We start from the raw sequence: 26,573 nt of genomic DNA, 5'->3' as shown, positions 1-26,573 counted from the left end.
GTCTTTCCCGTCAGAGGTTTTGCCTCTGCCACGCAGACCGGTGCTGTTTTCCCTATGAAAATCCATGCTGCTTTGATCCACGTCTAGGGCGTGTTGATATCGTCGTGGCCCTTCCTCTGCCAAACCCAAGGATGGCCCATGAGCGACCATTTCTTCGTCGTGACGGGCGGCCTTGGGTCGCGGGCAAGACCAGCCTGATCACCGTGCTCTCCCGCCGTGGCTTTCACACGATCCCCGAATCCGGTCGCGCGATCATCCGCGAGGAGATGGCGCACGGCGGAGACGCCCTCCCTTGGGCCGACCGTCTGGCCTATGCCGAGCGGATGCTGGAGCGGGATCTGCGCGGCTACAGCGACGCACAGGCGCTTTCAGGCCCCGTGATCTTCGACCGCGGCATCCCTGATATCTTGGGCTACCTGACCCTCTGCGGCCTCCCCGTGCCGCCCCACGTCGCCGCAGCGGCTAAGGCAGCGAGTTACAACGCCCGCGTCTTTCTGGCGCCGTATTGGGATGAGATCTTCACGCAGGACACCGAACGCAAGCAGTCTCACGCCGAAGCCGAAGCGACCTGTGCCGTCATGCGCGAGACCTACACGGCCCTCGGATACAAAATCACGGAGCTGCCGCGCGCCGATTTTGTAACACGCGCCGACTTTGTCTGTAAGCAAATGGCAAATTGACCTTCATCTCTAGATTCCTTGGCGAAACTGCTGAAGCGGACAAACCGCATGGTCCCTCCGGCCTCCCGCTGCCTGACACTCACGGCCCATTGCCGTCATTCGTGCCATTGCATCCGATGGCCGGTCTCAGCGCTTTGTAGACACTTCCTCATCGTCGCTCGCCGCGGCACAACTGTCCCAGATGCGCTCGTACGTAGCGGCATGTAGCACCGGCACAGGCCATGATGGTTGGTGAGACCAAGTTTTCCGTTCAGCGGGTAATCTCCCCTGATCCCAAAGGGATGCGGAAGTAGAATTTTCTCGTCAGGATGAGTGAGGAGATTCCGATGAAGAACACACGTTTCACCGAGGTCCAGATCATGGGCGTGCTGCGCCAGGTGGAAGGCGGTGTGCCAGCAGCCGAGCTTTGCCGTGAGCACGGGATGAGCAGCACGACACTGTACAAGTGGCGCGCCAAGTATCGTCAGCGAGATGAAGGCGATGGCGGAGGAGAATCGCCGCCTGAAGCGCATGTATGCTGACGTCAGCATGCAGAATGATCTGCTCAAGGAGGCCTGAAGTCGCCAACTCAACGCCGGGAGTTGGCCGTAAAAGCGGTGACGATGAAGGGCGTCAGCATTGCGCTAGCGTATCGGGCCTTCGATGTCAGCGAGACGTGCTTTCGATACAGCCCGAAGCTCGATGACGAGAACGAACAGATTGCCGGTCTGCTGCCCGGACTGACAAAGGCAAAGAAGACCTGGGGCTTCGGCCTGTGTTTTCTCTACATGCGCAACGTCCAAGGGCACGGGTGGAACCACAAGCGCCTGTCCCGGATCTACCGCGAGCTGGAGCTGAATCTCAGGATTAAGCCCAGCAAGCGGCTGAAGCGGGACAAGCCAGAGGCGTCGGCGGTTCCAGAGGCCGCGAACGAAGTCTGGTCGATGTATTTCATGGCAGACCGCCTCGGGGACGGTCGCCAGTTCCGGCTGCTGAACGTCCTAGACGACTTCAACCGCGAAGGCCTAGGGATCGAGATCGACTTCTCGCTCCGCGCCGAGCGCGTTGTCCGAGCGTTGAACCAGATCATCGAATGGCGCGGCCCGCCCAAGACGATCAGGGTCGACAATGGCCCGGAATATATCAGCGGCACCTTGATGGAATGGGCCGAACACAAAGGCATCGCCTTGGCGCACATCCAGCCCGGAAAGCCGCAGCAGAACGCCTTTGTCGAGCACTACAACCGGACGGTCCGGCACGAATAGCTGGACCTCCACATCTTCGAAACCATCGACGAGGTCCAGAACATTGCCACCGAATTGCTCTGGTCCTACAACAACGAACGTCCGAACATGGGCAACGGCGGGATGACCCCAGCATAGAAACTGAGAATGGCCGCGGAAACTCTACGACCAAGCCCCCGCAAAAACGGGGGGATTACCAAGTACATTCCTAAACTAGCCACTGGCCCCGTGATTTAATGCTTGGCTTTACATTAAAAACGAGCAGAAAAGCTGGCTGCGTTTTGCAGCAGGGTTAGCGCAATAGAGTTGGAGCTGGTTGAAACACTGCCGTTCATCACCTGATCTCGCAGAAGATAGTATTTGATGAGCTTCTCGACGCTCTCCTCGTCAGTGAATTGTGAAACCTCATCGGACCCGAATACCTGTTGGGCCTTTTGCTTGAATATTGTGACCTGTTGGTCGACATCCAAGGACGATGTACTTTCGGGCAATCCCAAACCGGTGCGCATAACCGTAGCGAGAGCTTCATTACCTATAATCGTATACCATTTTGTATTGTCAGAGCTATCCTCTGCTGCGAGGTCTGCCAATTCACGCTGAGCATTGAGTGCGAAACGGTAGCTTTCATCACTATCTCCCACAGCAATCTCAAACTGCCTTTCTTCGTAATTCGCGATCATCTCGTCAGCGAAGGAACTCAGAACGGTATTGGGTGGATCGAAATCAAAACCGAAGGCTTCGGAAAGTGCCGCATATTTCTTATCCGAAAGCTTGTTTGCAAAGGAATCCTCGTCAAGCGTACCCTCTTCGAGAACCTTCTTGATGAAATACTTGTTCTGTAGGTCATCATCTAGACCAAAAGCCCCCAGCGCAACTTTGAGCAGTCGATAATCGGAAACGAGTTCCTCCGCCGAGGTTACGTTTCCGATATTTTCACGAAAATACTCTTCGTCATTCTGAATAGTCACAGAGGCGGTGAATGCCGCCTTCTGTGTTTCCATTGTCCGATTAAGGACTTTCCAACCGGCATAACCACTTAGCGGAACAATGGGTTGATATGTCATTGGCGTGCCGCGGCCAGAAGCCGCTCCTCCCTTGGTAGAAGACTACGAAGCGCCTTGAGAGCCTGATAGTGCTGTTCCTCAAGAACGGATTTGGTTGCAATCGCGAGCTGCGTCCTGCTATCGTGATCCGTCAAGACTTGGCTAAGCTGCTCAATACCGCGCAGTAGCTGCAGTCGAGTTTCTTCAGGATTGTTATCTCCCGACAAAACGAGTTGCGCGATATAGCATACCCGGCGAACAGGTGTGTTTGCCTCCTCAGGATGGATTGCATCGCGAAGTCGCAAAATATTCGCGTTCGGGGTCATGATCGCGAGACGGGATCTCCGGTCTCCATTCTCGATCACAGCGCCATTAATGAGAACACGCTCCTTGGGAGCCAACTTTAGAACAAGGCCACTCATTTTGTGCCTCCAGTAGGGCGAAGGCCACGCATAATGGCAGTATTAATTTCTATAAGAGGATCGAGGTTAGCTTTACGCGCCAGAACCTTCGAGCTGTGCACATCGACGAATTTCTGGAGGAATAATATCCGCGCCCGCAACAACTCTGGTAGGCCGTTATCCGAAAGACCGACATCATCTGCGAAGATCCGCCACAATTTGCGGTTTCGGCTTACAGCGTCGACGAGATCTGGAAACTTTTCTTTTTCTTTGCCAGCTACACCACGAAGGCGGCTGGTGATACGAGCAAGTGCTTCGTACTCGATATCGCGGTCGGTTCGCACCGCCTGGTTTGGTTTGGAATAGGCCATTTTGGCCTGAGCATAAGCGTTCACGAGAAGCCCTTCCTGTGGCTGCAAGTTTTAAAACCCGGCGTTTTGCCAGGTGGTTGAGGGGCGCATTGACTGCGCCCCTCAGATGCTCATTACTGGAACAGCGACAGGAGCTGTTGCGGCGCTTGGTTGGCAATCGACAGAGCTTGCGTGCCCAGCTGTTGCTGAACCTGCAGAGCCTGCAGACGTGCCGACGTCTCTTCCATATCGGCGTCGACGAGCGAACCGATACCCGAGGTCACGGCATCAGAGAGCTTCGAGATGAAGTCGCTCTGATCGGAGATGCGCGAAGCAGCGGCACCCAGTTCTGCAGCTTTGTTGGTTGCAGTCTGGATATGGGCTTCGATCGCCGCCAGCGATGCATCAGCGGCAGTTGCGCTGGACACGTCGATGTCGGTCAGCATGCCACCATCAGAGGCAGCCGCACTGTAGGTACCGAACGCAGCTTCGAGGTCAGCCGATGCCACGTTGATATTCGACGCACTCACCGTCGCACCCGTGCCCGAACCGACGCGGTCGAGCGAGGACAGGACGCTGATACCGGTCCCGCCATTGCCATCAACATCGGTGCGCAGAAGGTTTGCACCGTTGAACTGCGACGCATTGATGATCGAACCGATTTGCTTTTTCAGCTCGTTCACGTCTGCGGTCAGCTTGTCGTTATCAACGTTCTCACCGGTCGCCGAAACGATTTTCTCTTTCATCTCGTTGAGTTTCTCAACGATTTGCTCTGCGCCGGTCGACGCGACAGCAACGGTCGATTCACCCAGAGCGAGAGAGTCTTCGATCGCATTGAAACCGGCAACGTCCGATTCCATGACTTTCGAAATTGCCCAAACTGCGGCGTTATCTTTTGCAGTGGAGATATCTTTACCGGTCGAGATGGCCGATTGGGTATCGCCAAGCGAGGAGTTGATCGACTTCAGGGTTTGAAGTGCGGTCATTGCGCCGGTGTTGGTCAGAATGCTGGACATAGTTTTGGGTCCTCAGATATGTGCGCTTTTGCGCGAAGGTGTCTATATACCGCCCGACTTCTTGTCGGAGCGAATGCACAGGTCCTTCTGACACATGCGCCCCGGTTCCCGGAGCGCGCCACCCAGTCACTGGATGCAGGGGTATGTTTGCACCATCTCCCCTAACGAAAAGCTAAGGCCGGCTTTGAGGCCGGCCTTGTTTTGGTTGCATTTTATTAAAATGGTTTATGCGCGCTTCTCGATCGACCCCTGCGTACCGACAATGCGCTGCGGGCGGCCCGATTTGTCGTAGCTTCCGAAACTATGGGCCGCTTTCTGGATCGCCGAGAGCCTGATCTGCGCCGCGCGGATACCTTTCAACGCCGCAGAAAGAAGTCGCTGATTCTGGCGGGACATCTCATGTGCACGCTTCAGCTTTTGCGCCGGGAAATCCTTCACCTGCATAAGGAGTGCTTCCTTTCGCGCAACCAGAGCCGTCAGCGCTTCGAATTCTGCTTTGCGAATCACATCCCGTTCGAGGCGCAGCAAATTGATCAGCTCCTCAACTACCGCATCATCTTTATCAGCCATTCTGCGCCCTCTTCAGCATCGAGTTGAAAATAGTTTCAGCCAGGCCGATTCCTCCGGCCTTTGCCATCTCACTGGCCTGCTCTTCCCGCAAGAACGACGAGAACTGTTCCTCGCCGACACCGCCGGAAAACTCGGATTTATTTTCGCCCAAACCCGTATATTTGAGCATCTCGGACAGGAAGCTCGCCTCAAGAGCCTGCGCAGTATCACGCATCTTCTCTTGCTGCTCCGCGCTGACAACGCGCAAGGACTTCGATCCATCTGTCGTTAAAGGTAACCCAGTCGATGTGACTTGCATGGGATTCTCCGCATCATTCGCATTCTCTCCTTTTTGACAGCTTGCGGTAAAGAACCGGTAACCTCATTGAGGCAATGTGGTGATCATCACAGGCAGAAGTCTTGAGGATCATGACCAGTTTTGACGCAATAGCAGCTCAATTTCCCTTTTCTACAAAGGGCCAAGCAGCTGGAATCGATTCGCCCGCCACCGCGACGAACGGTAAGAGCACAGAATTTTCTTTGGAGTTTTCGGCTCTGACCGAGACGATAGGCCGCGCTGATACTGGCGCGACGATTCGGCCACATTCAAAGGGCCCGGTTTCTACGAATTCTGAACAGCAACCCCGCGCATTCAACTTGCCGCGCGACGAACAGATTGTCTCTGCCGAGATGCCCACAGTAACACCCGGGCAGATCAAAGCACCGCAAGATGCTCCTTCTTCTGCAAAGAACACGGATAAAGCGTGGGCGCCAGGTGAACAAAGTAATCCTCTCTGGACAGAACAGGGCTTGCCGCGCGCAGCAGAGGCCACCAGCTCTCCGGTCGAGAGCAAGAAAAATGATGGTTCCTCGAAGGATGGAGACCAAACGGATGAGGTTTTCGATACCGAGCACGTTCCTGCCGCCGATACGCAGCTAGAGGCATCGGCACTCCCTCAATCTGATCCCCGAAGCTCCCCAACGTTGAACTTCACGGCATCGGAAGTGAGCGAACCCCACGCCGAACTGGACGAGGAAATGGCTTCCTTCCAGACAGATAAGGGAACAGATACCGCGCCTGAATTCCTCTCGCACACAGGCGTCCAGACGCAATCCGCCATGGTGCCGCAGTCAGCAGTAGCACCGATGCAGGATTCCGAGTTGCAGGCCTCGGAGCCAACCGCACAAATCGCTTTCAATAACCGAGGCTTCGCGTCGCAAGAGAAGGCTCCCCCTCAAACGGTTCGCCCTGGTGCCCAGTCCTCCTCTGGTACGAGCGCAACTCCGCAACCCGACCTGCCTCGGCAATCTGATGTATATGGTCGTCAGTTGACAGCAGCGGACGAGACCGGCACCGCTGAGACGGTCGCAACAGCAGACGAACCCGCAACACTACAGCCAGCCTCCGAGCAGCGCCCCGAAGCAAGATATACCGCGACCGCGGCACCTTCGGTCAGCGAAGCACGATTCGCCTTGCACAGTTCGACTGCAAGCTTCTTCAGCACACCACAGAACGGAGCCACCTCCGGGCAGATTGCACTTCCCGACGGTATGGAGGAGATCTCGGAAAATGCCGTAGCTCTACCGATTCCGACGGACGAAAATGTGGAATCCGATCCCGCGCTGCGCAGCGAGATTGGCGTCTCGGTGCGTAACATCTCGCAACCCAAAGTACCTTCCGGCATTGTAACCGGGCAGACCGGTGCCATTTCTCCGCAGGAAACCCAGCCGGCCGCAGCAGCACCGATCGACATCGAGACGACCGATAGCACGGATACGACGACTATTACCTCGACCGTGAATACCGGCTCGAATACGCCCCTGCAGACCTCGGCGATACCTCTACAAACGGTTGCGCAGGCGCAACTGGGTGCCGAGAAATATGTCACGAAGCGCCGTGAACTTAGCGAACAACTCGACGAGGAACTGACAGTTACCCAGATCGGCAAGGACCGAACGGCGCAATCGCGTATGGAGACGGCCTATGCCGTTACCTCCGCAGCGAGCACGACAATGTCGAACGGCGCATCCGGACAGTCTCTGCCGGCGGAAAGCGGCTTGCTTGCGCAGGATCAACCCACTCCTATCGATGAAGACAGCCAACGCTTCGGCCTTGCTCCTCTCCCCAGTCACACCGGCATGACCGCGGCGACAACGGCATCCCAACCCGCCGCGCAACAGGCTATGGCCCAAAACGTCTCGCAACAGCTCGCACGCGCCGCAACCAGCACATCGGATGGAGCAGTCGAATTGACCCTCGCCCCCGAAGAATTGGGTAAGGTGCGGATGGTCATGCATCATAGCGACAGCGGCATGTCCGTGATGATCTATGCCGACAGGCCCGAAACTCTCGACCTGATGCGAAGACATGCCGAGATGCTCAGCCGCGACCTGCGGGAGCTCGGCTATACGGATGTGAACCTGAATTTCACGGATCAGGGCCAAAGCGGGCAGAACGCCCAGGAACTTGCCGAACAAGCCGACCGTATCCGCGCCGAACGCGGAACCCAAGCCGCATTCAGCGCTGGCTCCATTTCCAACACCCTCAATCCCTCGCGCACCTCCGGCTCCGTGCTGGGGGGGCTAGATCTCAGAATGTGACGGAGGATTTCCATGACCACTGTAACAAGCGCCTCAACCACGGCATCCGCGACGAGCTCCAGCTCGACGGCGGATGCACAAACCTTCGCAACCTCGGATTACCAGACCTTTCTCGAGATGCTGACCGTCCAGATGCAGAATCAGGACCCGCTCAATCCGATGGATAGTACGGATTATGCCGTGCAACTCGCGACCTTCTCGGGGGTCGAACAGCAGGTAGAGACCAACTCGCTTCTGGAAAGCATCGCATCCTCGATCAGCCAGATGGGCATCTCGGAGCTGGCAAGCTGGGTCGGTATGGACGGAAAAACCGAAGAGCCTGTGTATTTCTTTGGTAGCTCGATCGTCGTTGAAACCGAAGCCGATAGCCAAGCGGATTCGGCTGTTCTTACGGTTCAGGACGAGTCGGGGAACACCGTTTACAGCGGTGCCGTAGATGTGGACGAGGATTTCGTCGAGTGGGACGGCACCAATTCGGATGGTGAAACCGCCGATTATGGCAACTACACCTTCACACTCAAAAGCTATAGCGGCAGTGACCTTATCTCTACCGAGACCGCACCAGCCTATGGCCGCATCATCGAAGCGCGCGTCACCGATAGCGGCACGGAACTCGTCATGATGTCGGGCTCTACCGTCTCGAGCGACGATATCACCGGACTGCGTAGCCCCTCAAGCTGATCAGGCCAGCAGACCGGCCGCCAGCCCCGCGACGAAGACAGCTGCGATGATCCCCGCCCAAATGGCGGGATGAAGCGGTTTGTCCGCAGGGGTTGGCGCCTCCGGATGCGCGCGCCGCTCGATGGAATTCTTCAACATATCGGGGAATTGCGGGCTGTAACGCGCCATGACTTTCACCACCTTGCGCAGGTCATGCAGCGCCGCTTTCGGCCCGAGATTCTCACGGATATAGGTCTCGACGGCGGGCTTGGCGGCCTGCCACATATTCAGCGACGGGTTCAGAGACCGTGCGACCCCCTCGGCCACAACCATCGATCGCTGCAGCAAGATCAGTTCGGTGCGCGTCGGCATTCCGAAACGCTCCGTGACTTCAAAGAGATAGGCCAGAAGGCGTGCCATCGAAATATGGCTTGCATCCATGCCAAAGATCGGTTCGCCCACCGCGCGAAGGGCCAGCGCGAATTCGTTCACGTCCCGATCCGCGGGCACATAGCCCGCCTCGAAATGCACCTCGGCCACACGGCGGTAATCGCGCTGGATGAACCCGATGAGGATCTCGGCATAGACACGACGGGTATATTCATCGATCTGCCCCATGATCCCGAAATCATAGGCAAGAATATCACCATTGGCGGCGACCTTCAGGTTGCCCTGATGCATATCCCCATGGAAATATCCGTCGCGCAGCGCATGGCTGAGAAAGAGCTGCAAGATACGCTCGGACAGTGCGACCAGATCATGGCCTGCAGCCCTTATCGCCTCGGGATCGCCCATCGGCACGCCCTCGGCCCAGTCCAGCACCATCACGCGGCGGCTCGACATGTCCCAGGCAGGCTTTGGCACCGCAAACCCCGCATCATCTGCCGTATTCGCGGCAAATTGCGACGCGCGCGCCGCTTCCATGCGCAGATCCAACTCCCCCATGACAGTGCGCTCGAAGTGTTTCACCACATCGGTCGGACGCAACCTTCGCGACGAAGGCGAGAACCGCTCGATGAATTTCGCCACAAAATGGAACGCATCGAGATCACGGCGGAAGGCGCGTTCGATCCCCGGACGTAGCACCTTCACGGCAACCTTCTCGCCAGTACGCGCCAGCACGGCCTGATGGACCTGTGCGATAGAGGCCGCAGCCACAGGCTCGGAAAACTCGGTGAACATCTCGGAGATCGGACGCTCGAATTCTTCCTCGATCGTCTTCTTTGCCAGATCGGTCGAGAACGGTGGCAGGCGGTCTTGCAACACGCGCAACTGCGTGGCCAGTTCTGGCCCGACCACATCTGCGCGCGTCGATAGAATCTGCCCGAATTTGATATAGGCCGGACCAAGCGCTGTGATCGCCCGTGTCACCGGCGGCAAGTTCGGGTCGCCCTTGTAGCCAAGCCACGCGAAAGGGGCCGATACCGCATAGGCGGCCGCCCGCAGGCGCGGCGGCGCGTCCATGGCCTCCAGCACCTGATGCATCGCGCGCGAGCGGATGAAGGTGGCGCCAGTGCGGATCAGGCGCCAGATATTGATCGGCCCGCGCATCTCAGATCTTCCAGCCAGAATGCAGCGCCGCGATACCCATGGTCAGGTTGCGATAGCTCGCCTGCTCGAAGCCCGCCTTGCGAATCATCGACAGGAACGTCTCCTGATCGGGGAATTTGCGGATTGATTCGACCAGATACTGGTAGCTGTCACGATCATTGGCCACGATCTGGCCCATCACCGGAATGATATTGAAGGAATAGAGATCATAGGCTTTCTGCATCAGATCATTCGGGATCTGGCTGAATTCCAGAACCATCAGACGCCCGCCGGGTTTCAGCACACGATAGGCTTCGTCCAGCGCGTCCTGCACGCGCGTCACGTTCCGGATACCGAAGGAAATCGTATAGACATCAAAGGAGTTATCCTCGAAGGGCAGCGCCATCGCATCGCCCACGATCCAGTCCAGACGCTCGGCCATATCCTCGGCCTCGGCGCGCTTCTGGCCCTCGATCAGCATCGATTCGGTCATATCGCAGACGGTCGCCGTGGCTTCGGGCGCACGACCGAGAAAGCGGAAGGCCACATCGCCGGTCCCCCCCGCCACATCCAGAAGCTTCTGGCCACGGCGCGGCGCAAGCCAATCCATCATCGCGTCTTTCCAGACGCGATGGATGCCCATGCTCATCAGGTCGTTCATGATGTCGTATTTCGAAGCCACGCGCGAGAACACGCCATGCACCATGCCGGCCTTCTGGCTCTCGTCCACGGTCTGAAAGCCGAAATGCGTCGTCTTGCTCTGATCTGCGGTCATCTGTCCCGTGGCCCCTTGAGGTTCGTCTGGTCTACCCCCTTCTTATAGGGGCCGTTTCAGAAGTGACAATGCACGAGGACGATCACAATGCCCGAACTTCCCGAGGTCGAAACCGTCAGGCGGGGCCTTTTACCCGCGATGGAGGGCCGCGTGATCGAACGCGCCGAGGTCAACCGCCCCGATCTGCGCTGGCCCCTGCCGGATAACATGGCCGCCCGCCTGACCGGCGCACGCATATTGCGCCTGCGCAGACGCTCGAAATATATCCTTGCCGATCTGGATCGCGGGGAGACCCTCCTGATCCATCTGGGCATGTCGGGGCGGATGCTGGTCTCCGGTGTGGCACTGGGCGAGTTCGTCATCGACCACCCGACGCCACAGAAACATGACCACATCGTCTTCCATATGGAGGGCGGCGGGCGTGTCACCTTCAATGATGCGCGTCGCTTCGGGGCGATGGATCTGTTCCCCACTGGCGCCGAGGACAGTTACTGGCTCCTCGAGAAGCTCGGCCCTGAACCGTTCAGCAACCAGCTGAACGAGGAGTATCTGACCGCCAGACTGCGCAGTCGCGCGAGCCCGATCAAGACGTTGCTTCTGGATCAGGCGATCGTGGCGGGGCTTGGCAATATCTATGTCTGCGAGGTGCTGTTCCGCGCGGGCATCGATCCGCGCCGCCAGGGCCGCCAGATTGCCGAAAAGCGTCTGCGGCCTCTTGTCGCAATCATCCGCGAGGTTCTGGAGGAAGCTATCGAGGCGGGTGGATCTTCGCTCCGCGACCACCGGCAGGCCGATGGGGAGCTGGGATATTTCCAGCACCGCTTCAAAGTTTATGGTCGCGAGGGCGCGCCCTGCCAAAACTGCGGGCAACCGGTGCTCAGGATCGTGCAATCGGGGCGATCCAGCTTTTATTGTGCGCATTGCCAGCGCTAAGAGGAACACGGGCGCGAGAGTTGACTTGATATATGGGCCGGTTTTGTTAGGACTCCGGTCTGATGAAAAGGAAAGGCACTGCCAAATGGCCTACCAGACGCTGATCGTCGAGATCGAAGATAATGTCGCCCTAGTCCGGCTCAACCGTCCGGAGGCACTGAACGCGCTGAACTCCGTTCTGCTGACCGAGATGGGGGACGCGCTGGCGAATCTCGACGCCAATGACAAGGTGCGTGCCATTGTCATCACCGGCTCCGAGAAGGCCTTTGCCGCCGGCGCCGACATCAAGGAAATGTCCGAGAAGGGCTTTGTCGGCATGTTCAAGGCCGATTTCTTCGGCGATGCCACAGAGAATTTCCTGCGCACCCGCAAGCCGGTGATTGCAGCCGTGTCGGGCTATGCGCTTGGCGGCGGCTGCGAACTGGCGATGATGTGCGACTTCATCATCTGCGCCGATAATGCGAAATTCGGCCAGCCCGAGATCAATCTCGGCATCTGCGCGGGAATCGGCGGCACCCAGCGCCTGACCCGTTTCGTGGGCAAGTCGAAGGCAATGGACATGCATCTGACGGGCCGGTTCATGGATGCCGAGGAAGCCGAGCGTTCGGGCCTTGTCTCCCGCGTGGTGCCGACTGCCAAACTGGTGTCCGAAGCCATGGCTGCCGCCTCGAAGATCGCCGAGAAATCGCAGCTTTCGGCCATGGTGGTGAAGGAGGCGGTGAACCGCTCCTACGAGACCACCCTGCGCGAGGGGCTGCTGTTTGAAAAACGCATGTTCCACGCGCTGTTTGCCACCGAGGACCAGAAAGAGGGCATGGCCGCCTTCCTCGAGAAGCGCGAGCCGCAATTCCGCGATAAATAAGCGCGGTCACTTACGCGAAATGCCGGGCCTCGGGGCCCGGTTCTCATTTGGGGCTTCCCAACTTGGCAAAATTGCCGTATAGGCCCCCTTCAAATGCGTGTGGAGCCCGCTTAGGCTAGAATCAACCGGTTCACTGGTGTGCCCGGGTTTTGCATGCAGTCGCATATTGTACCAAACCCGAAAGTGGAAACACACACATGGCAAATACGCTCCAGTCCAAAAAGCGCGCACGTCAGAACGAGCGTCGTAACGACATCAACAAAGCACGTCGTTCGCGCATCCGTACCTTCCTCCGCAAAGTCGAAGAAGCCATCACCTCGGGCGACTACGCAGCAGCTCAGGAAGCTCTGAAAGTGGCGCAGCCGGAACTGATGCGTGGCGTGACCAAAGGCGTGATTCACAAGAACACCGCATCGCGCAAAGTGTCGCGTCTGGCGGCTCGCGTGAAGGCTCTGAACGCCTAAGCGATTCCCTTGCAAAAGCAAGATAAAAAGGCGCCATTTATGGCGCCTTTTTCATTTTTCGCAATGTTTTCAATAAGATGATATGTCCGAAATGCAACATGACGAAACTGTGGCAGATTCGATTCACGCAATCCGGAGTCAAGCGTGAAGTTCTGTTGCGACTCGTCAGCGAGCCGGAGTAGTTTCACTGAGCGATCAACGTCGCCTCGGGGGACTGACGCATCTTACCCTAGCTGGACCGGACAATAACGTCTGCCACGACAAGGATAACAACCGGACCAATTGGCCTGGGGGATGCGATTCCGATGCTGGAGGGCTGCCACCTCCCACATTTCGATTCTGTCGAAACCCGCGTGAGCGGGTCGGGTAACCTTGTCCTAAGTGCAGAAAATGCACCACGCGCCAAAATCTGTTTGGCGTGGTGGATCGTATTTTCCGAGAATCGTTGGTCGCGAGGTGTGATAAGAATGGGCAAGAATGATGACCGACGATACTTGGGGGCGTGTGTGCGATGAGCTGCAAAAGAGCGTGGGAAAAAACAACTTCCTGACGTGGATTGCCCCGCTGAAGGTCATTGAGGTCGATGACGGCATTGCCGCCTTCGAGGCCCCTACAAAATTCATGCGCGACTGGGTGCAGCGGAACTTCTCCGAGGCGATCCAGAACGAGCTGCGCAAATTTGGGATTATCGTTGAGCGTATCGATCTTCGCGTGTCTTCGGCACCGATGATCCGTCCGGCCAATTCCGCCAATCCCGTCCAGCAGGCCCCTGCCCCCACGAGCACGCCACGCATTGCCCAGATCAAACCGCGTCTTGCCCAGACGCAGGATGACGATCTGCCCGGCGCGCCGCTGGACCAGCGTTTTACCTTTGACACTTTCGTGGTCGGCAAGCCGAACGAGCTGGCCCATGCCGCCGCGCGCCGTGTGGCAGAAGGCGGTCCGGTGACCTTCAACCCGCTCTTCCTCTATGGTGGCGTGGGCCTGGGTAAGACCCACCTGATGCATGCCATCGCCCACGAGCTGCAAACCAAGCGCCCCGATCTGCGCGTGCTTTACCTCTCGGCCGAGCAATTCATGTATCGTTTCGTGCAGGCTCTGCGCGAACGCCAGATCATGGATTTCAAGGAGATGTTCCGCTCGGTCGACGTGCTTATGGTCGATGACGTACAGTTCATCGCGGGCAAGGATTCGACGCAGGAAGAGTTCTTCCATACGTTCAACGCGCTCGTCGATCAGGGCAAACAGATCGTGATCTCCGCCGACCGTGCGCCGGGCGAGATCAAGGAACTGGAAGAACGGATCAAATCGCGCCTGCAATGCGGGCTGGTGGTGGATCTCCATCCCACCGATTACGAGCTGCGCCTTGGCATCCTGCAGACCAAGACCGAAAATTACCGGATGCAATATCCGGGCCTGATGATTGCCGATGGCGTGCTGGAATTCCTCGCCCATCGTATCTCGACCAACGTGCGTGTGCTTGAGGGCGCGCTGACGCGTCTGTTCGCCTTCGCCTCGCTGGTCGGCCGCGAGATTACGCTCGATCTGGCACAGGAATGTCTGACCGATATCTTGCGCACCTCGGACCGCAAGGTCACCATCGAGGAGATCCAGCGCAAGGTTGCCGAGCATTACAATGTCCGTCTTGCGGATATGATCGGCCCCAAGCGCGTGCGCACCATCGCGCGTCCGCGTCAGGTGGCGATGTATCTGTCCAAACAGCTCACCACCCGCTCGCTTCCCGATATCGGGCGCCGCTTCGGTGGCCGCGATCACACGACCATCATGCATGGTATCCGCAAGATCGAGGAGCTGAAGGGCGATGACCGCCAGCTGGCCGAGGATATCGATCTGCTGCGCCGCCTTCTGGAAAACTGATTCCGGGAAAACCAAGCGAAATCTGTGTGAAAGCGGGCTGGTCCCTTGACCTGCCCGCCTTTGCGTTAGATTGTCGCGAAAATTCTTGTGTCCGGTGTCTTAGATGGTAACGTCACGGTCCGGACAGCCGTGAGGGATTGAAATGAAGATCAGCATCGAACGCGCAGAACTGTTGAAAGCCGTCGCGCAAGCACAATCGGTTGTCGAACGTCGCAACACGATCCCGATTCTGGCCAATGTGCTGATCGAGGCCGAAGGCAGCACGATCTCCTTCCGCGCCACCGATCTCGATATCGAAGTGGTCGACCGTGCGCCCGCGCAGGTCGAGAAGGCCGGTGCCACCACTGTCTCCGCCGTGATGCTGCACGAGATCGTGCGCAAGCTGCCCGACGGGGCGCTCGTCACACTGATGGATGATCCTGCCTCGGGCCGTCTGGTGATCGAGGCGGGCCGCTCGAGCTTTACGCTGGCGACCTTGCCGCGCGAGGATTTCCCCGTGATGGCCAGCTCGGATTACACCGCGAATTTCTCGGCCAAGGCGGGCGAGCTGAAACGTCTCTTCGAGAAATCGCGCTTTGCGATCTCGACCGAGGAGACCCGCTACTACCTGAACGGCGTCTATCTGCATGTGGCCACCGCCGAAGATGGCCAGATGCTGCGCGCCGTGGCGACCGATGGTCACCGTCTGGCCCGTATCGATGCCCCCCTGCCCCAGGGCGCCGAGGGCATGCCTGGCGTGATCGTGCCGCGCAAGACCGTGGGCGAGCTGCGCAAACTTCTGGACGATGACGAAACGCTGATCGAGGTCTCGGTTTCGGAGACCAAGGTCCGGTTTGCCACCCCGCGTATCACCCTGACCTCCAAGGTTATCGACGGCACTTTCCCCGATTACACACGCGTGATCCCGATGGGCAATACGCGCCGTCTCGAAGTAGATGCAAACGAGTTCGCCAAGGCTGTGGACCGTGTGGCCACCGTCTCGTCTGAACGTTCGCGCGCCGTCAAGCTGACGCTGGACGCCGACAAGCTGGTGCTCTCGGTCAACGCACCCGATGCTGGTGCCGCCGAGGAGGAGCTGGTTGTGGCCTATGCCGACGAGCGTCTCGAAATCGGCTTCAACGCCAAATACCTGCTGGAAATCGCCAATCAGGTCGATCGCGAGAATGCGGTCTTCATGTTCAACACCTCGGGCGACCCGACCCTGATGCGCGAAGGTGGCGACACCTCGGCGGTCTATGTCGTCATGCCGATGCGTGTCTAAGATCAGCCTCTTACGGGAAGTAATGCGATGCTATCGGAACTGAGCCTCTATCAGTTCCGGTCGCATCGCCGTGCCGTTTTGGCGCCGGATACGCGCCCTGTTGCGATCTTCGGGGCCAATGGTGCGGGCAAGACCAATATCCTCGAGGCGATCTCGCTTTTATCGCCTGGTCGGGGGTTGCGCCGCGCGCAGGCCCCCGACCTGATGCGCCGTGCTGAAAATGTCGGCTGGAAGATCCGCGCCCGACTGTCCGGCCACGAGGTGCAGACCGAGGCCGCACCCGCCCAGCCCCGTCAGGTGCGGGTGGATGAAAAACTTGTGCCGCAGACCGCTTTGGGGCGGCTGGTGCGCATTCAGTGGCTGGTGCCCGCGATGGACCGGCTCTGGATCGAGGCCCCCGAAGGGCGGCGACGTTTTCTGGACCGGATCACTCTGTCCTTCTTCCCCGATCATGCCGAGGCCAGTCTGGCTTACGAAAAGGCCATGCGCGAGCGGAACAGACTTTTGAAGGACGGCGCGGGCGATCCGCATTGGTATCAGGTGCTGGAGGCGCGGATGAGCGAGGCCGCAACCGAGATCCGTGGCGCACGCGCTGCCGCTCTTACGCGGATCGCACAGGCGCAAACGGCGGCCCAGACCGCATTTCCGGCGGCCGATCTGTCGGTTACCGGCGATGACACCGCAGATCTCGCCCTGTTCTGGGCCGAGACGCGCCGTCGCGATATGGCCGCCGGACGCACACTGGAAGGGCCGCATCGGGCCGATCTGACGGCGATCTACAGTGCCAAGGCGATGCCCGCCGATCAGGTCTCGACCGGAGAGCAGAAGGCGCTTCTGCTGTCTTTGGTGCTGGCCAATGCGCGCGCGATCGAGAGGGCGCCCGCCATCGTCCTGCTCGACGAGGTCTCGGCCCATCTTGACCCGAACCGCCGCGCAGCCCTTTATGACGAGATCTGCGCCCTCGACGCACAGGTCTTCATGACGGGCACGGAACGCGCTTTGTTCGACGCGTTGGGCGCGCGCGGACATTATCTTCAGGTCTCGGAAGAGGCCGCGACCTCGGTTCTGGAGGAAGTCGAATGAGCTATCCCGTGCAGCGCATCACCCTGATCACGCTAGGTGTGACCGATCTCGCCGCCTCCTGCGCCTTCTACGCGCAGCTGGGCTGGGAGCCTGCGGCGCAGCAGGACGGCGTGGCTTTCTACCAGATGCACGGACAGGGTCTGGCGCTTTTCGGGCGCGATGATCTGGCCAAGGATCAAGGCCGTGCGGGCGCGACCCTTGGCACGGGCGCCATGACACTGGCGCAGAATTTCGACACCGAGCCAGAGGTGGACGCAGCCTTTGCCGCAGCCCTCGCGGCAGGTGCCACGCCGCTCAAACGTCCCGAAAAGGTCTTCTGGGGCGGATATTCCGGCTATTGGTCCGATCCCGACGGCCATGTCTGGGAGGTCGCAATGAATCCGTTCTGGCCGCTGGCCGCAGATGGCAGCCTGACGCTGCCCCCGACCGAGTAGCCCTGCCATGACGATTACGCTGCATCAGGCCCTGTTCTATTCGGGCGCGCTTCTCGTGATCTTCCTGACCCCTGGACCGGTCTGGCTCGCGATGCTCGCACGCACCGTCTCCGGCGGCTTTGCCGCAGCGTGGCCGCTGGCCGTGGGCGTGGCGCTTGGCGATGCGTTCTGGTCCGTGCTGGCTCTTGTCGGCATGAGCTGGGTTGTAGAGCATGTCGCAGGCTTCCTGACGGTCCTGCGCTGGGTGGCTGCGGCGATGTTCGCCTTTATGGGCGCGATGCTGATCCGCCATGCCAAGGCGGGGATCTCGCAAAACAGCAAACTGACCCGGCCTGGACGCTGGGCGGGGTTTGTTGTGGGGGTCGTGGCAATCCTCGGTAACCCCAAGGCGATCCTGTTTTATATGGGCGTCGTGCCGGGCTTCTTCGCGCTCGACACGATCACCCCGGCCGATATCGCGGTGATTACCCTGCTCTCGGCGCTCTGCCCGATGATCGGAAACCTGATCCTTGCCGCCTTTGTCGGCCGCGTTCGCAGACTGATTTCCAGCCCTGCGGCCATGACCCGCATGAACCGCATCGCAGGCAGCCTCATGCTTGCCGTAGCGGTATTGATCGCCCTTATTTGACAGGCCGCCCGTATCGCCAAGAAAGCCCCGAATTCTGTGGCTAAGGCGTGACATGGCGGCCCAAAACCCCTATAAATCGGGGACGTAAAAAAGGACGAGCAGGCATGACCGAAGAACACGTCAAGAAATCCGAATATGGCGCCGATTCCATCAAGGTTTTGAAGGGGTTGGAAGCTGTACGGAAACGCCCCGGCATGTATATCGGGGATACGGATGACGGGTCGGGCCTGCATCACATGGTCTATGAGGTCGTCGATAACGGCATCGACGAGGCGCTGGCCAATTATGCCGACTATGTCCATGTAAAAATTCACGCCGATAGCTCGGTATCGGTGCGCGATAACGGGCGCGGAATTCCGGTCGATATGCATGCCGAGGAAGGCGTCTCGGCGGCAGAGGTCATCATGACCCAGCTGCATGCGGGCGGGAAGTTCAACAATACCGATACCGATGGCAATGCCTACAAGGTCTCGGGCGGTCTGCACGGTGTGGGCGTTTCAGTGGTGAACGCGCTCTCGGACTGGCTCGAGCTGACCGTCTGGCGCAACGACAAGATCTACAAAGCCCGCTTCGAGAAGGGCGAATGCGTCGAGCATGTGCATGTCGTGGGCGACGAGGTCGGTGGACGTGGCACCGAGGTCCGCTTCCTTGCGTCCAACAAGGAAACCGACCCCGAGGGCACCTTCTCGAATCTCAACTACAGCTTCGAGACGCTGGAAAAGCGCCTGCGCGAACTGGCCTTCCTGAACTCGGGCGTGCGTATCATCATCGAGGATGAACGCCCCGCGGAGCCGCTGAAGACCGAACTGCATTACGATGGTGGCGTGCGCGAATTCGTCAAATATCTCGACCGTTCCAAGACGCCCGTGATGGAGAGCCCCGTCTATATGCTGGGCGAGGTCAACGGGATCGGCGTCGAGGTGGCACTGTGGTGGAATGACAGCTATCACGAGACCGTGCTGCCCTTCACCAACAACATCCCCCAGCGCGATGGCGGCACCCATATGGCGGGCTTCCGTGGCGCGCTGACCCGCACGATCAACAATTACGCGCAATCCTCGGGGATCGCGAAGAAAGAAAAGGTCAACTTTACCGGCGACGATGCCCGCGAAGGCCTGACCTGCGTGCTGTCGGTCAAAGTGCCGGACCCAAAATTCTCCAGCCAGACCAAAGACAAGCTGGTCTCCTCCGAGGTGCGCCCCGCGGTGGAAAACCTCGTGAACGAGAAGCTTGGCGAATGGTTCGAGGAGCATCCCGCCGAAGCCCGTCAGATCGTCGGCAAGATTGTCGAGGCGGCGCTGGCCCGCGAGGCCGCGCGCAAGGCCCGCGAGCTGACCCGTCGGAAAACGGCGATGGATGTGGCATCGCTTCCGGGCAAGCTGGCGGATTGTCAGGAAAAGGATCCGGCCTTCTCCGAAGTCTTCCTCGTCGAGGGGGATTCGGCAGGTGGCTCGGCCAAACAGGGGCGCGCACGACAAAATCAGGCCGTCCTGCCGCTGCGCGGCAAGATCCTCAATGTCGAGCGCGCGCGGTTCGACCGGATGCTGTCCTCCGACCAGATCGGCACGCTGATCACCGCGCTCGGCACCGGTATCGGTCGCGACGAGTTCAATATCGACAAGCTACGCTACCACAAGATCATCATCATGACCGATGCGGACGTGGACGGCGCCCATATCCGCACCCTTCTGCTGACATTCTTCTTCCGCCAGATGCCGGAACTGATCGAACGCGGCTATCTCTATATCGCGCAGCCGCCGCTCTATAAGGTCTCGCGCGGCAAGTCCGAGGTTTACCTCAAGGACCAGAATGCCCTGGAAGATTACCTGATCGCCCAAGGGGTTGAGGGCGCTGTCCTGAAGCTCGGCACGGGCGAGGAGATCGTCGGCAACGACCTGCAGCGCGTGGTCGAGGAGGCCCGCGTCATCAAGCGGATCCTAGGCACCTTCCCGACCCATTATCCGCGCCATATTCTGGAACAGGCCGCCATCGCGGGCGCGATGGTTCCGGGCGTTCTGGACAATGATGCGCAAGGCACCGCCGATGCCGTGGCCGCCCGCCTGGATCTTGTCGCACTCGAATACGAGCGTGGCTGGCAGGGTCGCCAGACGCAGGATCACGGCCTGCGCCTGACCCGTATCCTGCGCGGGGTCGAGGAAGTACGGACGCTGGATGGTCAGGTCATGCGCGCGGGCGAAAGCCGCCGTCTGGGCACGCATACCAAGGCACTACAGGATATCTACGGCAAGCCCGCGCGTCTGCATCGCAAGGACCGCCACCAGCTGATCCACGGCCCGCTGGAACTGCTGAACGCGATCCTGCAGGAAGGCGAAAAAGGTCTGGCACTGCAACGCTATAAGGGCTTGGGCGAGATGAACCCCGAGCAGCTTTGGGAAACAACGCTCGATCCGTCTGCCCGTACATTGCTGCAAGTGAAAGTGGATGACGTGGCCGAGGCCGACGACATCTTCACCAAGCTGATGGGCGATGTGGTGGAACCCCGCCGCGACTTCATCCAGCAGAACGCGCTGAACGTCGAGAACCTCGATTTCTAAGCCAATAGGGGTTTGCGCAGTATGATGCGCGAGCCCCGCTCCCTGCATGCCCTGTCTATGAGCTTGCATCTTGCAGGACCAGAGATTGTCCGTCCAAGAGAATGATTTCCGGACCTACGGCGAAGTATGGCGTAGATAAGACGGCGATTAAATATACACAGGCTCAGGGCGAGCGGTTTTGTCTCAGGCGCGCCACTTTCCACCATTCGTCCAAGAAGTTTCCAATGGCTTCGCCGCTTGTTCAAACGGCCAGCGCAGGCGGCGAAGCCATCGCTGTGGAGAGAAGCGATACCGCGCCACCTACCATCTTGAAGCTGCCAGTTCAGCAGAAATGCGCCTTCATCGTGACTTGCCACGGGATGTTTCCTCCATGAACGATCAGAGTCCGGCCCAACTTAAGGACGGACAATGAATCCAATGAGATGCATGGACGAACAGATCATCGGCATCTTAGCCGATGCAGGATCGACTTATATGGCAACGACGCAAAATGCGCCGACCTATGTCGCAAAACCTTGGTCTGCCCCACCTGAGTGGTCCGGTTTGAAAGTTAGTGCATCGTGGGCCTTTGGTCTACGGGCACGATACTTTCGGGTGCTGGTGGGCGATATCCCAAAGAGCTATGCGGACGCACCGTGTTGTAAAGCTTACGCCAGCGTTCGATCAGGATCTGGGCCTCTTTCAGTGAATAGAAAACCTCCCCATCCAGAAACTCGCCACGAAGCCTAGCATTGAAGCTCTCTACATAGCCGTTCTCCCAGGGCGAACCCGGCTCATGTAAGCCGTTTGGGCGCCTGCCGCTTCGATCCAGTTGCGGAGATTGGTGGTAATGTATTCGGGCCCGTGATCGGACCGTATGAACTCGGGGCGCCTCGGAGGATAAACAGATCGGTCAGTGCGTCGATGACGTCGACCGAGTTGAGCTTGCGTTTAACGCGGATCACCAGCACCTCCCGAGTGTATTCATCAACGATGTTGAGCATGCGATCGGCCCTTCCGTCCGCCGTCCGGTCCTGCACAAAATCCTAAGACCAGACATGGTTGGGCCGTTCGGCCCGCCGCCGCCAGCCAGAGCCATCCGCCAGCCAGAGCCTGCCCCGTTTCTTCTGTTTCTGTGGGACCGTTCGTTGGAAAAACAGTCCCCCGGACTGTTTTCTGATCCTCCTCACCCCTATCGCGCCGCCAAATCCGCTCGATCCGCTTGTGGTTGGCGCGACCTGCCCCCCCTGGTTCAATAAACCGGCGATCTGGCGATAGCCATCTCGCCCGTATTGGCGTGCCAGTTCGGTGATATCGGCTGTCAGTAGAGCATCTTCCTGACGACCCGACGGGGTCGTGCGTTAGGTCGTGGTCTTGCCCCACTGAAGTGGTCCACCTTTTGGGATAATTTATCCCGTATGATGGAGGACTACTTCGATGGCAGGCAAACGCGAAAAGCCGGAAGATATCGTTATGAAGCTGCGTCAGGTTGAGGTCTTGCAGGATCAAGGCGCGAAGCTGGCGGATGCGGTGCGCCAGATTGGCGGTGAGGCATGTGCCCGCCACTGGTTCGAGGGCCATGCCGAACCAACAAACCTACTACCGCTGGCGGCGTGAGTTTGGCGGGATGAACCGCGATCAGCTCAAGCGACTGAAGGAACTCGAGAAAGAGAATACGCGGCTTAGACGGGCCGTATCAGATCTGACGCTCGACAAGCTGATCCTGACGGAGGCGGCTCGGGGAAACTTCTAAGCCCTTCGCGTCGCCGACAGTGCATTGACCATGTCCGGCAGGAACTTGGCGTTTCCGAACGCCGTGCTTGGTCTGGCTCTTGGGCAGCACCGCTCAACCCAGCGCAAGATCCCGGTTAGTCGTCAAGATGAAGCTTTGCTGACGGCTGACATCATTGAACTGGCAAGGCAATACGGACGGTATGGCTATCGCCAGATCACTGGCTTGTTGGTTCAAGCGGGATGGTGCGTCAATCATAAGCGGGTCGAACGGATTTGGCGACGCGAGGGGCTTAAAGTCCCGCAAAAGCAGAAGAAACGAGGGCGGCTCTGGCTAGCGGATGGCTCCTGCGTGCGGCTGCGGGCCGAGCGGCCGAACCATGTGTGGTCCTATGATTTTGTCCAGGACCGGACAGCGGACGGGCGGGCTTACCGCATGCTCAATATCGTCGATGAGTACACCTAGGGCAGGTGCTGGTGATCCGCGTCAAACGCAAGCTGAACTCGGTCGATGTCATCGACGCACTGACTGATCTGTTCATCCTTCGCGGTCCGCCCGGGTTTATCAGGTCAGATAACGGCCCCGAATTCATCGCGACCAAGCTGCGCAACTGGATCGACGCGGTCGGGACTAAAACGGCCTATATCGAACCGGGGTCACCCTGGGAGAACGGCGACGTGGAGAGCTTCAATGCTAGGCTTCGTGACGAATTACTGGATGGGGAGGTGTTTTATTCGGCTCAAGAGAAGCTCAGATCCTGATCGAACGCTGGCGCCAGCATTACAACACGGTGCGTCCGCATAGCTCTTTGGGATATCGCCCACCAGCACCCGAAAGTATCGTGCCCGTAGACCAAAGGCCCACGATGCACTAACTTTCAAACCGGACCACTCAAGTGGGGCAGACCATTCTCGCTAATTTTTGGTCTAGCCATAGGAACTTGGAGCCTTTCCCTTCTAGACGTTCTTGGGTCGTGTGCCCTTGCCTTATCTGCGTCCATCATTGTGATGGCTGTCCTTGAAGCCTTGGCGCTCCTAACTAACGATCGCATTTTGCGACTGAGCTTAGGATATATCCTCGTAACCTCAGCATTCTTAATACCTTCAATTGTGCCGTAAGAGCAGAAAATACAGCTGTGAAGCACAGAAGCCGGCCGCCGCGCCGGCTTTTTCATGTGCAGCCAAAGGCAATATTATCTGACGAAAAAGGCAGCTTCAGTTCAGCATCGAGATTTTCAAGCACTGAAATCAAAGGGAAACTTGGACCTCCGAGGCAGAACTTTCTGACAACTCCCATTTACTTGAAAAGCACCAGATAGTTCTGCCTTTTTCGTCAGAGGATTTGCCTCTGCCGCCGTGCAGGCGGGTGCTGTTTTCCCTATGAAAATCCATGCTGCTTTTATCCGCGCCTTTTCGGCGTGTCGATCGCTGCGCAGCCCTTCCCCTGTAAAACCCCAGGATGGCCCATGAGCGACCATTTCTTCGTCGTGACGGGCGGTCCCGGTGCGGGCAAGACCAGCCTCATCACCGAGCTCGCCCGCCGCGGTTTCCATACAATCCCCGAATCCGGCCGCGCGATCATTTCCGAAGAATTGCAGCGCGGCGGAGACGCCCTCCCCTGGGCCGATCGCCTTGCCTATGCCGAACGAATGCTGGAGCAGGACCTGCGCGCCTACAGCGCCACACAGGCACTCTCAGGCGCCGTGATCTTCGACCGCGGCATCCCTGATATCTTGGGCTACCTGACCCTCTGCGGCCTCCCCGTGCCGCCCCACGTCGCCGCAGCAGCCAAGTCAGCCCGCTACAACCGTCGCGCCTTCCTGGTGCCGTTCTGGGATAAGATCTTCACGCAAGACAGCGAACGCAAGAAGACTCGCGCCGAAGCTGAAGCGACCTGTGCCGTCATACGGGAGACCTACACCGCGCTCGGATACCAAATCACGGAGTTGCCGCGCGCCGACATTACAACACGCGCCGACTTCATCTGTGCGCAGCGGGTCAACTGACCGTGATCGCGACATTCCGTGGCGAAACTGCTGAAGCGGACAAACCGCATGGTCCCTCCGGCCTCCCGCTGCCTGACACTCACGGCCCATTGCCGTCATTCGTGCCATTGCATCCGATGGCCGGTCTCAGCGCTTTTTAGACACTTCCTCATCGTCGCTCGAACCGATGGCGCGACACTGGCGAGCATTCAAGGCTCTTCGGTTCAATAACACGTTCGATGCGCGGCAGATCCGCGGGCAGATAGCCGAGATTGCGCCGCTGTGTCCGGCGCGGCTGCGTGGTGGATGGCGCTGTCTGCTCCTTGCGGGTCTCGACCGCGGCGACGGCCAGTTCCAAGTCTTCGAAGGCCGGTTGCCGATCATCCTCGCTCAATTTCTCCGAGCGTTTGCCATGCACGATATGGTTCAGCTCAGCCACGAGATACTCGAGCCGCCGGTTGGCTTCCTTGAGGGCGTCCCGCTCCTGCAGCCGCGCCCAAACCGCGGGGCGTTGGACACGCGCGGATTATAGCGCGCCCAAGGTGCCGATGTCCTCGCATTCTCTGGGGTGAGTCATTCTGCCATAGCTGGTCTGCGCATCTCCAGCGATCGCACACTACGCCAATCCAGGCCGGCAAACAGGGCCTCGAACTGTGCCCGGTTCAGCGTCATTGCCCCGTCGCGGATCGCAGGCTAGGTAAAGGTGCCTTCCTCTAGCCGCTTGTAGGCCATCACAAGCCCCTGCCGTCCCAGAACAGGATCTTCATTCGGTCCGCGCGCTTTGAACGGAACACGAAGACCGTGCCGGTGAAGGGATCCTCGGTGAGCGTCGACTGGACCAACGCCGCGAGACCGTCATGCCCCTTCCGGAAGTCGATAGGCTTTGTCGCCCTCAAGATCCCTATGCCCTGCGAGGGCAACAGCATGGACGCGCCTCCAGCGCATGGACGATCTGCGCCATCCGAGTGGCGGGGATATCATGCGCGAGCTCAATCACGACAGCACCCCGAATAATCCTGATCGGGGTCGTCTGCGATGTTACCTCTCGATGCGATCCCTCCTCGGTGACGTGGCAGACAACAAGAGGCGCAAAGACAGGTTCCGCAACTCTGGCCGCAGGCAGCACACGCTTGCATTGCTTGGCCTCTCGGCGCCACGCCGAGAGCTGATTGGGCAGGATACCAAACCGCTCCGCCACGGCATTCACCGTCGCACCCACCTCAAAGGTCATCGAAACGGCTAGGGCCTTTGCTTCTTCGGGCCAACTGCGGTGACCTGACGCGCAGATCTCGACGCTCAGCGATTTGAGAAACGAAGTTGTAGCTAACATTGCGAAACGCACTCCCCATCATGAGATGGAAATCACCTCGCATCCGGGACCATCATCCGCAACGTGAGGTCGAGGCGACGCTTACGAAGAACCTTTTGGCCGAACAGATGCTCGATCTCGCAGCAATGAAAGAAATGGTTTCAATAAAGTGCTGACGCCTGTCGTGAAGCGCGAGGCGATCGCGCATCTGAGCGCCTGCCTCACGCTCTCGGAGCGGCGGGGGTGCCGGATTGTCAGTGCGGATCGAAGGATGACTGAAATGAGGTTCAGCGTTCACCGGATCCGGTGCTACGCAATTTGAGGGCTCCACGCCCGGCGCACTTGCGCCAGACGACGAAGCCATATGCCGAGATCCAATCTGGAGACTCTCGTTATGAATGAGGCACCAGCAGGGGGCAGGTCAATGAGATCATTCCCCGGCGTGGTCCGTTGCTGAGCTTCGAAGCCGTCAAATACGCCACGCTGGAATGGGGCGACGGGTTTAATAACCGCCGCCTGCTCGAGCAAATCGGGAAGATTCCGCCCGCGAAGGCGGAGACCAATCTCTATGCAGCTCTGGAAATTGAAGGCATGGCCGCGTGACTAACGAAAATCAGCCTCCGGCAAACCCAGCGCGGTTCAC

Annotated in this window: 26 protein-coding genes and 4 pseudogenes; 18 read left to right on the top strand and 12 right to left on the bottom strand. The window is 58.8% G+C overall.

Going from position 1 to position 26,573, the window contains the following annotated elements; genetic code table 11:
- Window positions 1-104 precede the first annotated feature (104 nt).
- From ABEB22_RS06310 to ABEB22_RS06300, 3 genes are all read left to right on the top strand, one after another.
- Entirely contained in the window at window positions 105-680 is a 576-nt protein-coding gene (locus ABEB22_RS06310; RefSeq protein WP_406871074.1) for an AAA family ATPase, read from the top strand.
- Between the two features lie 326 nt (window positions 681-1,006).
- Window positions 1,007-1,201 (top strand): transposase, encoded by a 195-nt coding sequence (locus ABEB22_RS06305; RefSeq protein ID WP_406871073.1) that lies wholly within the window; start codon window positions 1,007-1,009, stop codon window positions 1,199-1,201.
- 81 nt (window positions 1,202-1,282) lie between these two features.
- Window positions 1,283-1,924 carry a DDE-type integrase/transposase/recombinase gene (locus ABEB22_RS06300; RefSeq protein WP_406871072.1) on the top strand — a complete coding sequence of 214 codons (642 nt, stop codon included), beginning with the start codon at window positions 1,283-1,285 and terminating at the stop codon, window positions 1,922-1,924.
- Window positions 1,925-2,154: 230 nt separating this feature from the next.
- Here the strand turns inward: ABEB22_RS06300 and ABEB22_RS06295 are convergent, their stop codons facing one another.
- The 6 genes from ABEB22_RS06295 to ABEB22_RS06270 form a co-directional block, all read right to left on the bottom strand.
- Window positions 2,155-2,967 carry a DUF1217 domain-containing protein gene (locus tag ABEB22_RS06295; RefSeq protein ID WP_350939150.1) on the bottom strand — a complete coding sequence of 271 codons (813 nt, stop codon included), beginning with the start codon at window positions 2,965-2,967 and terminating at the stop codon, window positions 2,155-2,157.
- Window positions 2,964-3,368, bottom strand: a complete 405-nt coding sequence (flbT, locus tag ABEB22_RS06290; protein ID WP_339113736.1) for a flagellar biosynthesis repressor FlbT — start codon at window positions 3,366-3,368, stop codon at window positions 2,964-2,966. The genes ABEB22_RS06295 and flbT overlap by 4 nt, the downstream gene beginning before the upstream one ends.
- Complete coding sequence (gene flaF, locus ABEB22_RS06285) at window positions 3,365-3,742, bottom strand: flagellar biosynthesis regulator FlaF (RefSeq protein WP_339113737.1); 378 nt, start codon at window positions 3,740-3,742, stop codon at window positions 3,365-3,367. Before flaF ends, flbT begins: the two co-directional genes overlap by 4 nt.
- 89 nt (window positions 3,743-3,831) lie before the next feature.
- Window positions 3,832-4,713 carry a flagellin gene (locus ABEB22_RS06280; RefSeq protein WP_350939149.1) on the bottom strand — a complete coding sequence of 294 codons (882 nt, stop codon included), beginning with the start codon at window positions 4,711-4,713 and terminating at the stop codon, window positions 3,832-3,834.
- A 225-nt stretch (window positions 4,714-4,938) separates the two neighbouring features.
- On the bottom strand, window positions 4,939-5,283 hold the full coding sequence (locus ABEB22_RS06275; RefSeq protein ID WP_339113739.1) for a hypothetical protein: 345 nt from the start codon (window positions 5,281-5,283) through the stop codon (window positions 4,939-4,941).
- Window positions 5,276-5,581 (bottom strand): rod-binding protein, encoded by a 306-nt coding sequence (locus ABEB22_RS06270; protein WP_339113740.1) that lies wholly within the window; start codon window positions 5,579-5,581, stop codon window positions 5,276-5,278. Before ABEB22_RS06270 ends, ABEB22_RS06275 begins: the two co-directional genes overlap by 8 nt.
- 110 nt (window positions 5,582-5,691) lie before the next feature.
- Between ABEB22_RS06270 and ABEB22_RS06265 the strand changes: the two genes are divergently transcribed.
- Both ABEB22_RS06265 and ABEB22_RS06260 read left to right on the top strand, forming a co-directional pair.
- On the top strand, window positions 5,692-7,863 hold the full coding sequence (locus ABEB22_RS06265; RefSeq protein ID WP_406871071.1) for a flagellar hook-length control protein FliK: 2,172 nt from the start codon (window positions 5,692-5,694) through the stop codon (window positions 7,861-7,863).
- A gap of 12 nt (window positions 7,864-7,875) precedes the next feature.
- Window positions 7,876-8,544: a flagellar hook capping FlgD N-terminal domain-containing protein gene (locus ABEB22_RS06260; RefSeq protein WP_350939147.1), complete on the top strand. Its 669-nt coding sequence runs from the start codon at window positions 7,876-7,878 to the stop codon at window positions 8,542-8,544.
- Here the strand turns inward: ABEB22_RS06260 and ubiB are convergent, their stop codons facing one another.
- Both ubiB and ubiE read right to left on the bottom strand, forming a co-directional pair.
- Window positions 8,545-10,074, bottom strand: coding sequence for a 2-polyprenylphenol 6-hydroxylase (gene ubiB / locus ABEB22_RS06255; protein ID WP_339113743.1), 1,530 nt, complete (start codon window positions 10,072-10,074; stop codon window positions 8,545-8,547). It lies immediately after the preceding gene.
- Window position 10,075: 1 nt separating this feature from the next.
- Complete coding sequence (ubiE, locus tag ABEB22_RS06250) at window positions 10,076-10,828, bottom strand: bifunctional demethylmenaquinone methyltransferase/2-methoxy-6-polyprenyl-1,4-benzoquinol methylase UbiE (protein ID WP_339113744.1); 753 nt, start codon at window positions 10,826-10,828, stop codon at window positions 10,076-10,078.
- A gap of 87 nt (window positions 10,829-10,915) precedes the next feature.
- On the opposite strand from ubiE, the gene mutM reads away from it, so the two are divergent.
- The 9 genes from mutM to gyrB all read left to right on the top strand — a co-directional run bounded on the left by mutM (window position 10,916) and on the right by gyrB (window position 20,926).
- Complete coding sequence (mutM, locus tag ABEB22_RS06245) at window positions 10,916-11,761, top strand: bifunctional DNA-formamidopyrimidine glycosylase/DNA-(apurinic or apyrimidinic site) lyase (RefSeq protein ID WP_406871070.1); 846 nt, start codon at window positions 10,916-10,918, stop codon at window positions 11,759-11,761.
- 85 nt (window positions 11,762-11,846) lie between these two features.
- On the top strand, window positions 11,847-12,623 hold the full coding sequence (locus ABEB22_RS06240; RefSeq protein WP_339113746.1) for an enoyl-CoA hydratase: 777 nt from the start codon (window positions 11,847-11,849) through the stop codon (window positions 12,621-12,623).
- A 197-nt stretch (window positions 12,624-12,820) separates the two neighbouring features.
- Complete coding sequence (gene rpsT / locus ABEB22_RS06235; protein WP_339113747.1) at window positions 12,821-13,087, top strand: 30S ribosomal protein S20; 267 nt, start codon at window positions 12,821-12,823, stop codon at window positions 13,085-13,087.
- A 480-nt stretch (window positions 13,088-13,567) separates the two neighbouring features.
- Window positions 13,568-14,965: a chromosomal replication initiator protein DnaA gene (gene dnaA / locus ABEB22_RS06230; protein ID WP_339114439.1), complete on the top strand. Its 1,398-nt coding sequence runs from the start codon at window positions 13,568-13,570 to the stop codon at window positions 14,963-14,965.
- Window positions 14,966-15,107: 142 nt separating this feature from the next.
- A complete protein-coding gene (dnaN, locus tag ABEB22_RS06225; protein ID WP_339113748.1) occupies window positions 15,108-16,226 on the top strand; it encodes a DNA polymerase III subunit beta in 1,119 nt (372 codons plus the stop codon).
- A 27-nt stretch (window positions 16,227-16,253) separates the two neighbouring features.
- On the top strand, window positions 16,254-17,309 hold the full coding sequence (gene recF, locus ABEB22_RS06220; protein ID WP_406871069.1) for a DNA replication/repair protein RecF: 1,056 nt from the start codon (window positions 16,254-16,256) through the stop codon (window positions 17,307-17,309).
- On the top strand, window positions 17,306-17,743 hold the full coding sequence (locus tag ABEB22_RS06215) for a VOC family protein (RefSeq protein WP_406871068.1): 438 nt from the start codon (window positions 17,306-17,308) through the stop codon (window positions 17,741-17,743). The genes recF and ABEB22_RS06215 overlap by 4 nt, the downstream gene beginning before the upstream one ends.
- 7 nt (window positions 17,744-17,750) lie before the next feature.
- Window positions 17,751-18,371: a LysE family translocator gene (locus ABEB22_RS06210; protein ID WP_406871067.1), complete on the top strand. Its 621-nt coding sequence runs from the start codon at window positions 17,751-17,753 to the stop codon at window positions 18,369-18,371.
- A gap of 104 nt (window positions 18,372-18,475) precedes the next feature.
- Entirely contained in the window at window positions 18,476-20,926 is a 2,451-nt protein-coding gene (gyrB, locus tag ABEB22_RS06205) for a DNA topoisomerase (ATP-hydrolyzing) subunit B (protein ID WP_339113752.1), read from the top strand.
- A 550-nt stretch (window positions 20,927-21,476) separates the two neighbouring features.
- Here the strand turns inward: gyrB and ABEB22_RS06200 are convergent.
- Window positions 21,477-22,266, bottom strand: a pseudogene (locus ABEB22_RS06200) (IS3 family transposase); the annotation flags it as partial.
- A 76-nt stretch (window positions 22,267-22,342) separates the two neighbouring features.
- Here ABEB22_RS06200 and ABEB22_RS06195 point away from each other — a divergent pair.
- A pseudogene (locus ABEB22_RS06195) lies at window positions 22,343-23,511 on the top strand (IS3 family transposase).
- A 591-nt stretch (window positions 23,512-24,102) separates the two neighbouring features.
- The gene (locus ABEB22_RS06190; RefSeq protein ID WP_406871066.1) at window positions 24,103-24,642 is read left to right on the top strand and encodes an AAA family ATPase; all 540 of its coding nucleotides are present in this window, start codon (window positions 24,103-24,105) and stop codon (window positions 24,640-24,642) included.
- 148 nt (window positions 24,643-24,790) lie between these two features.
- Here the strand turns inward: ABEB22_RS06190 and ABEB22_RS06185 are convergent, their stop codons facing one another.
- The 3 genes from ABEB22_RS06185 to ABEB22_RS06175 all read right to left on the bottom strand — a co-directional run bounded on the left by ABEB22_RS06185 (window position 24,791) and on the right by ABEB22_RS06175 (window position 25,951).
- Window positions 24,791-25,111 carry a transposase gene (locus ABEB22_RS06185; RefSeq protein ID WP_406871131.1) on the bottom strand — a complete coding sequence of 107 codons (321 nt, stop codon included), beginning with the start codon at window positions 25,109-25,111 and terminating at the stop codon, window positions 24,791-24,793.
- Window positions 25,112-25,352: 241 nt separating this feature from the next.
- Complete coding sequence (gene tnpB / locus ABEB22_RS06180) at window positions 25,353-25,547, bottom strand: IS66 family insertion sequence element accessory protein TnpB (RefSeq protein WP_339113756.1); 195 nt, start codon at window positions 25,545-25,547, stop codon at window positions 25,353-25,355.
- The gene (locus tag ABEB22_RS06175; RefSeq protein ID WP_406871130.1) at window positions 25,523-25,951 is read right to left on the bottom strand and encodes a transposase; all 429 of its coding nucleotides are present in this window, start codon (window positions 25,949-25,951) and stop codon (window positions 25,523-25,525) included. The genes tnpB and ABEB22_RS06175 overlap by 25 nt, the downstream gene beginning before the upstream one ends.
- A gap of 86 nt (window positions 25,952-26,037) precedes the next feature.
- On the opposite strand from ABEB22_RS06175, the pseudogene ABEB22_RS06170 reads away from it, so the two are divergent.
- Window positions 26,038-26,245: pseudogene (locus tag ABEB22_RS06170) on the top strand (IS3 family transposase); the annotation flags it as partial.
- A gap of 111 nt (window positions 26,246-26,356) precedes the next feature.
- Window positions 26,357-26,533, top strand: a pseudogene (locus ABEB22_RS06165) (IS3 family transposase); the annotation flags it as partial.
- Window positions 26,534-26,573: the final 40 nt, after the last annotated feature.

It is taken from the genome of Thioclava sp. 'Guangxiensis', assembly GCF_045348365.1.
Taxonomy (GTDB): domain Bacteria; phylum Pseudomonadota; class Alphaproteobacteria; order Rhodobacterales; family Rhodobacteraceae; genus Thioclava; species Thioclava kandeliae.
This window is presented reverse-complemented; position numbering and strand designations above follow the sequence as displayed.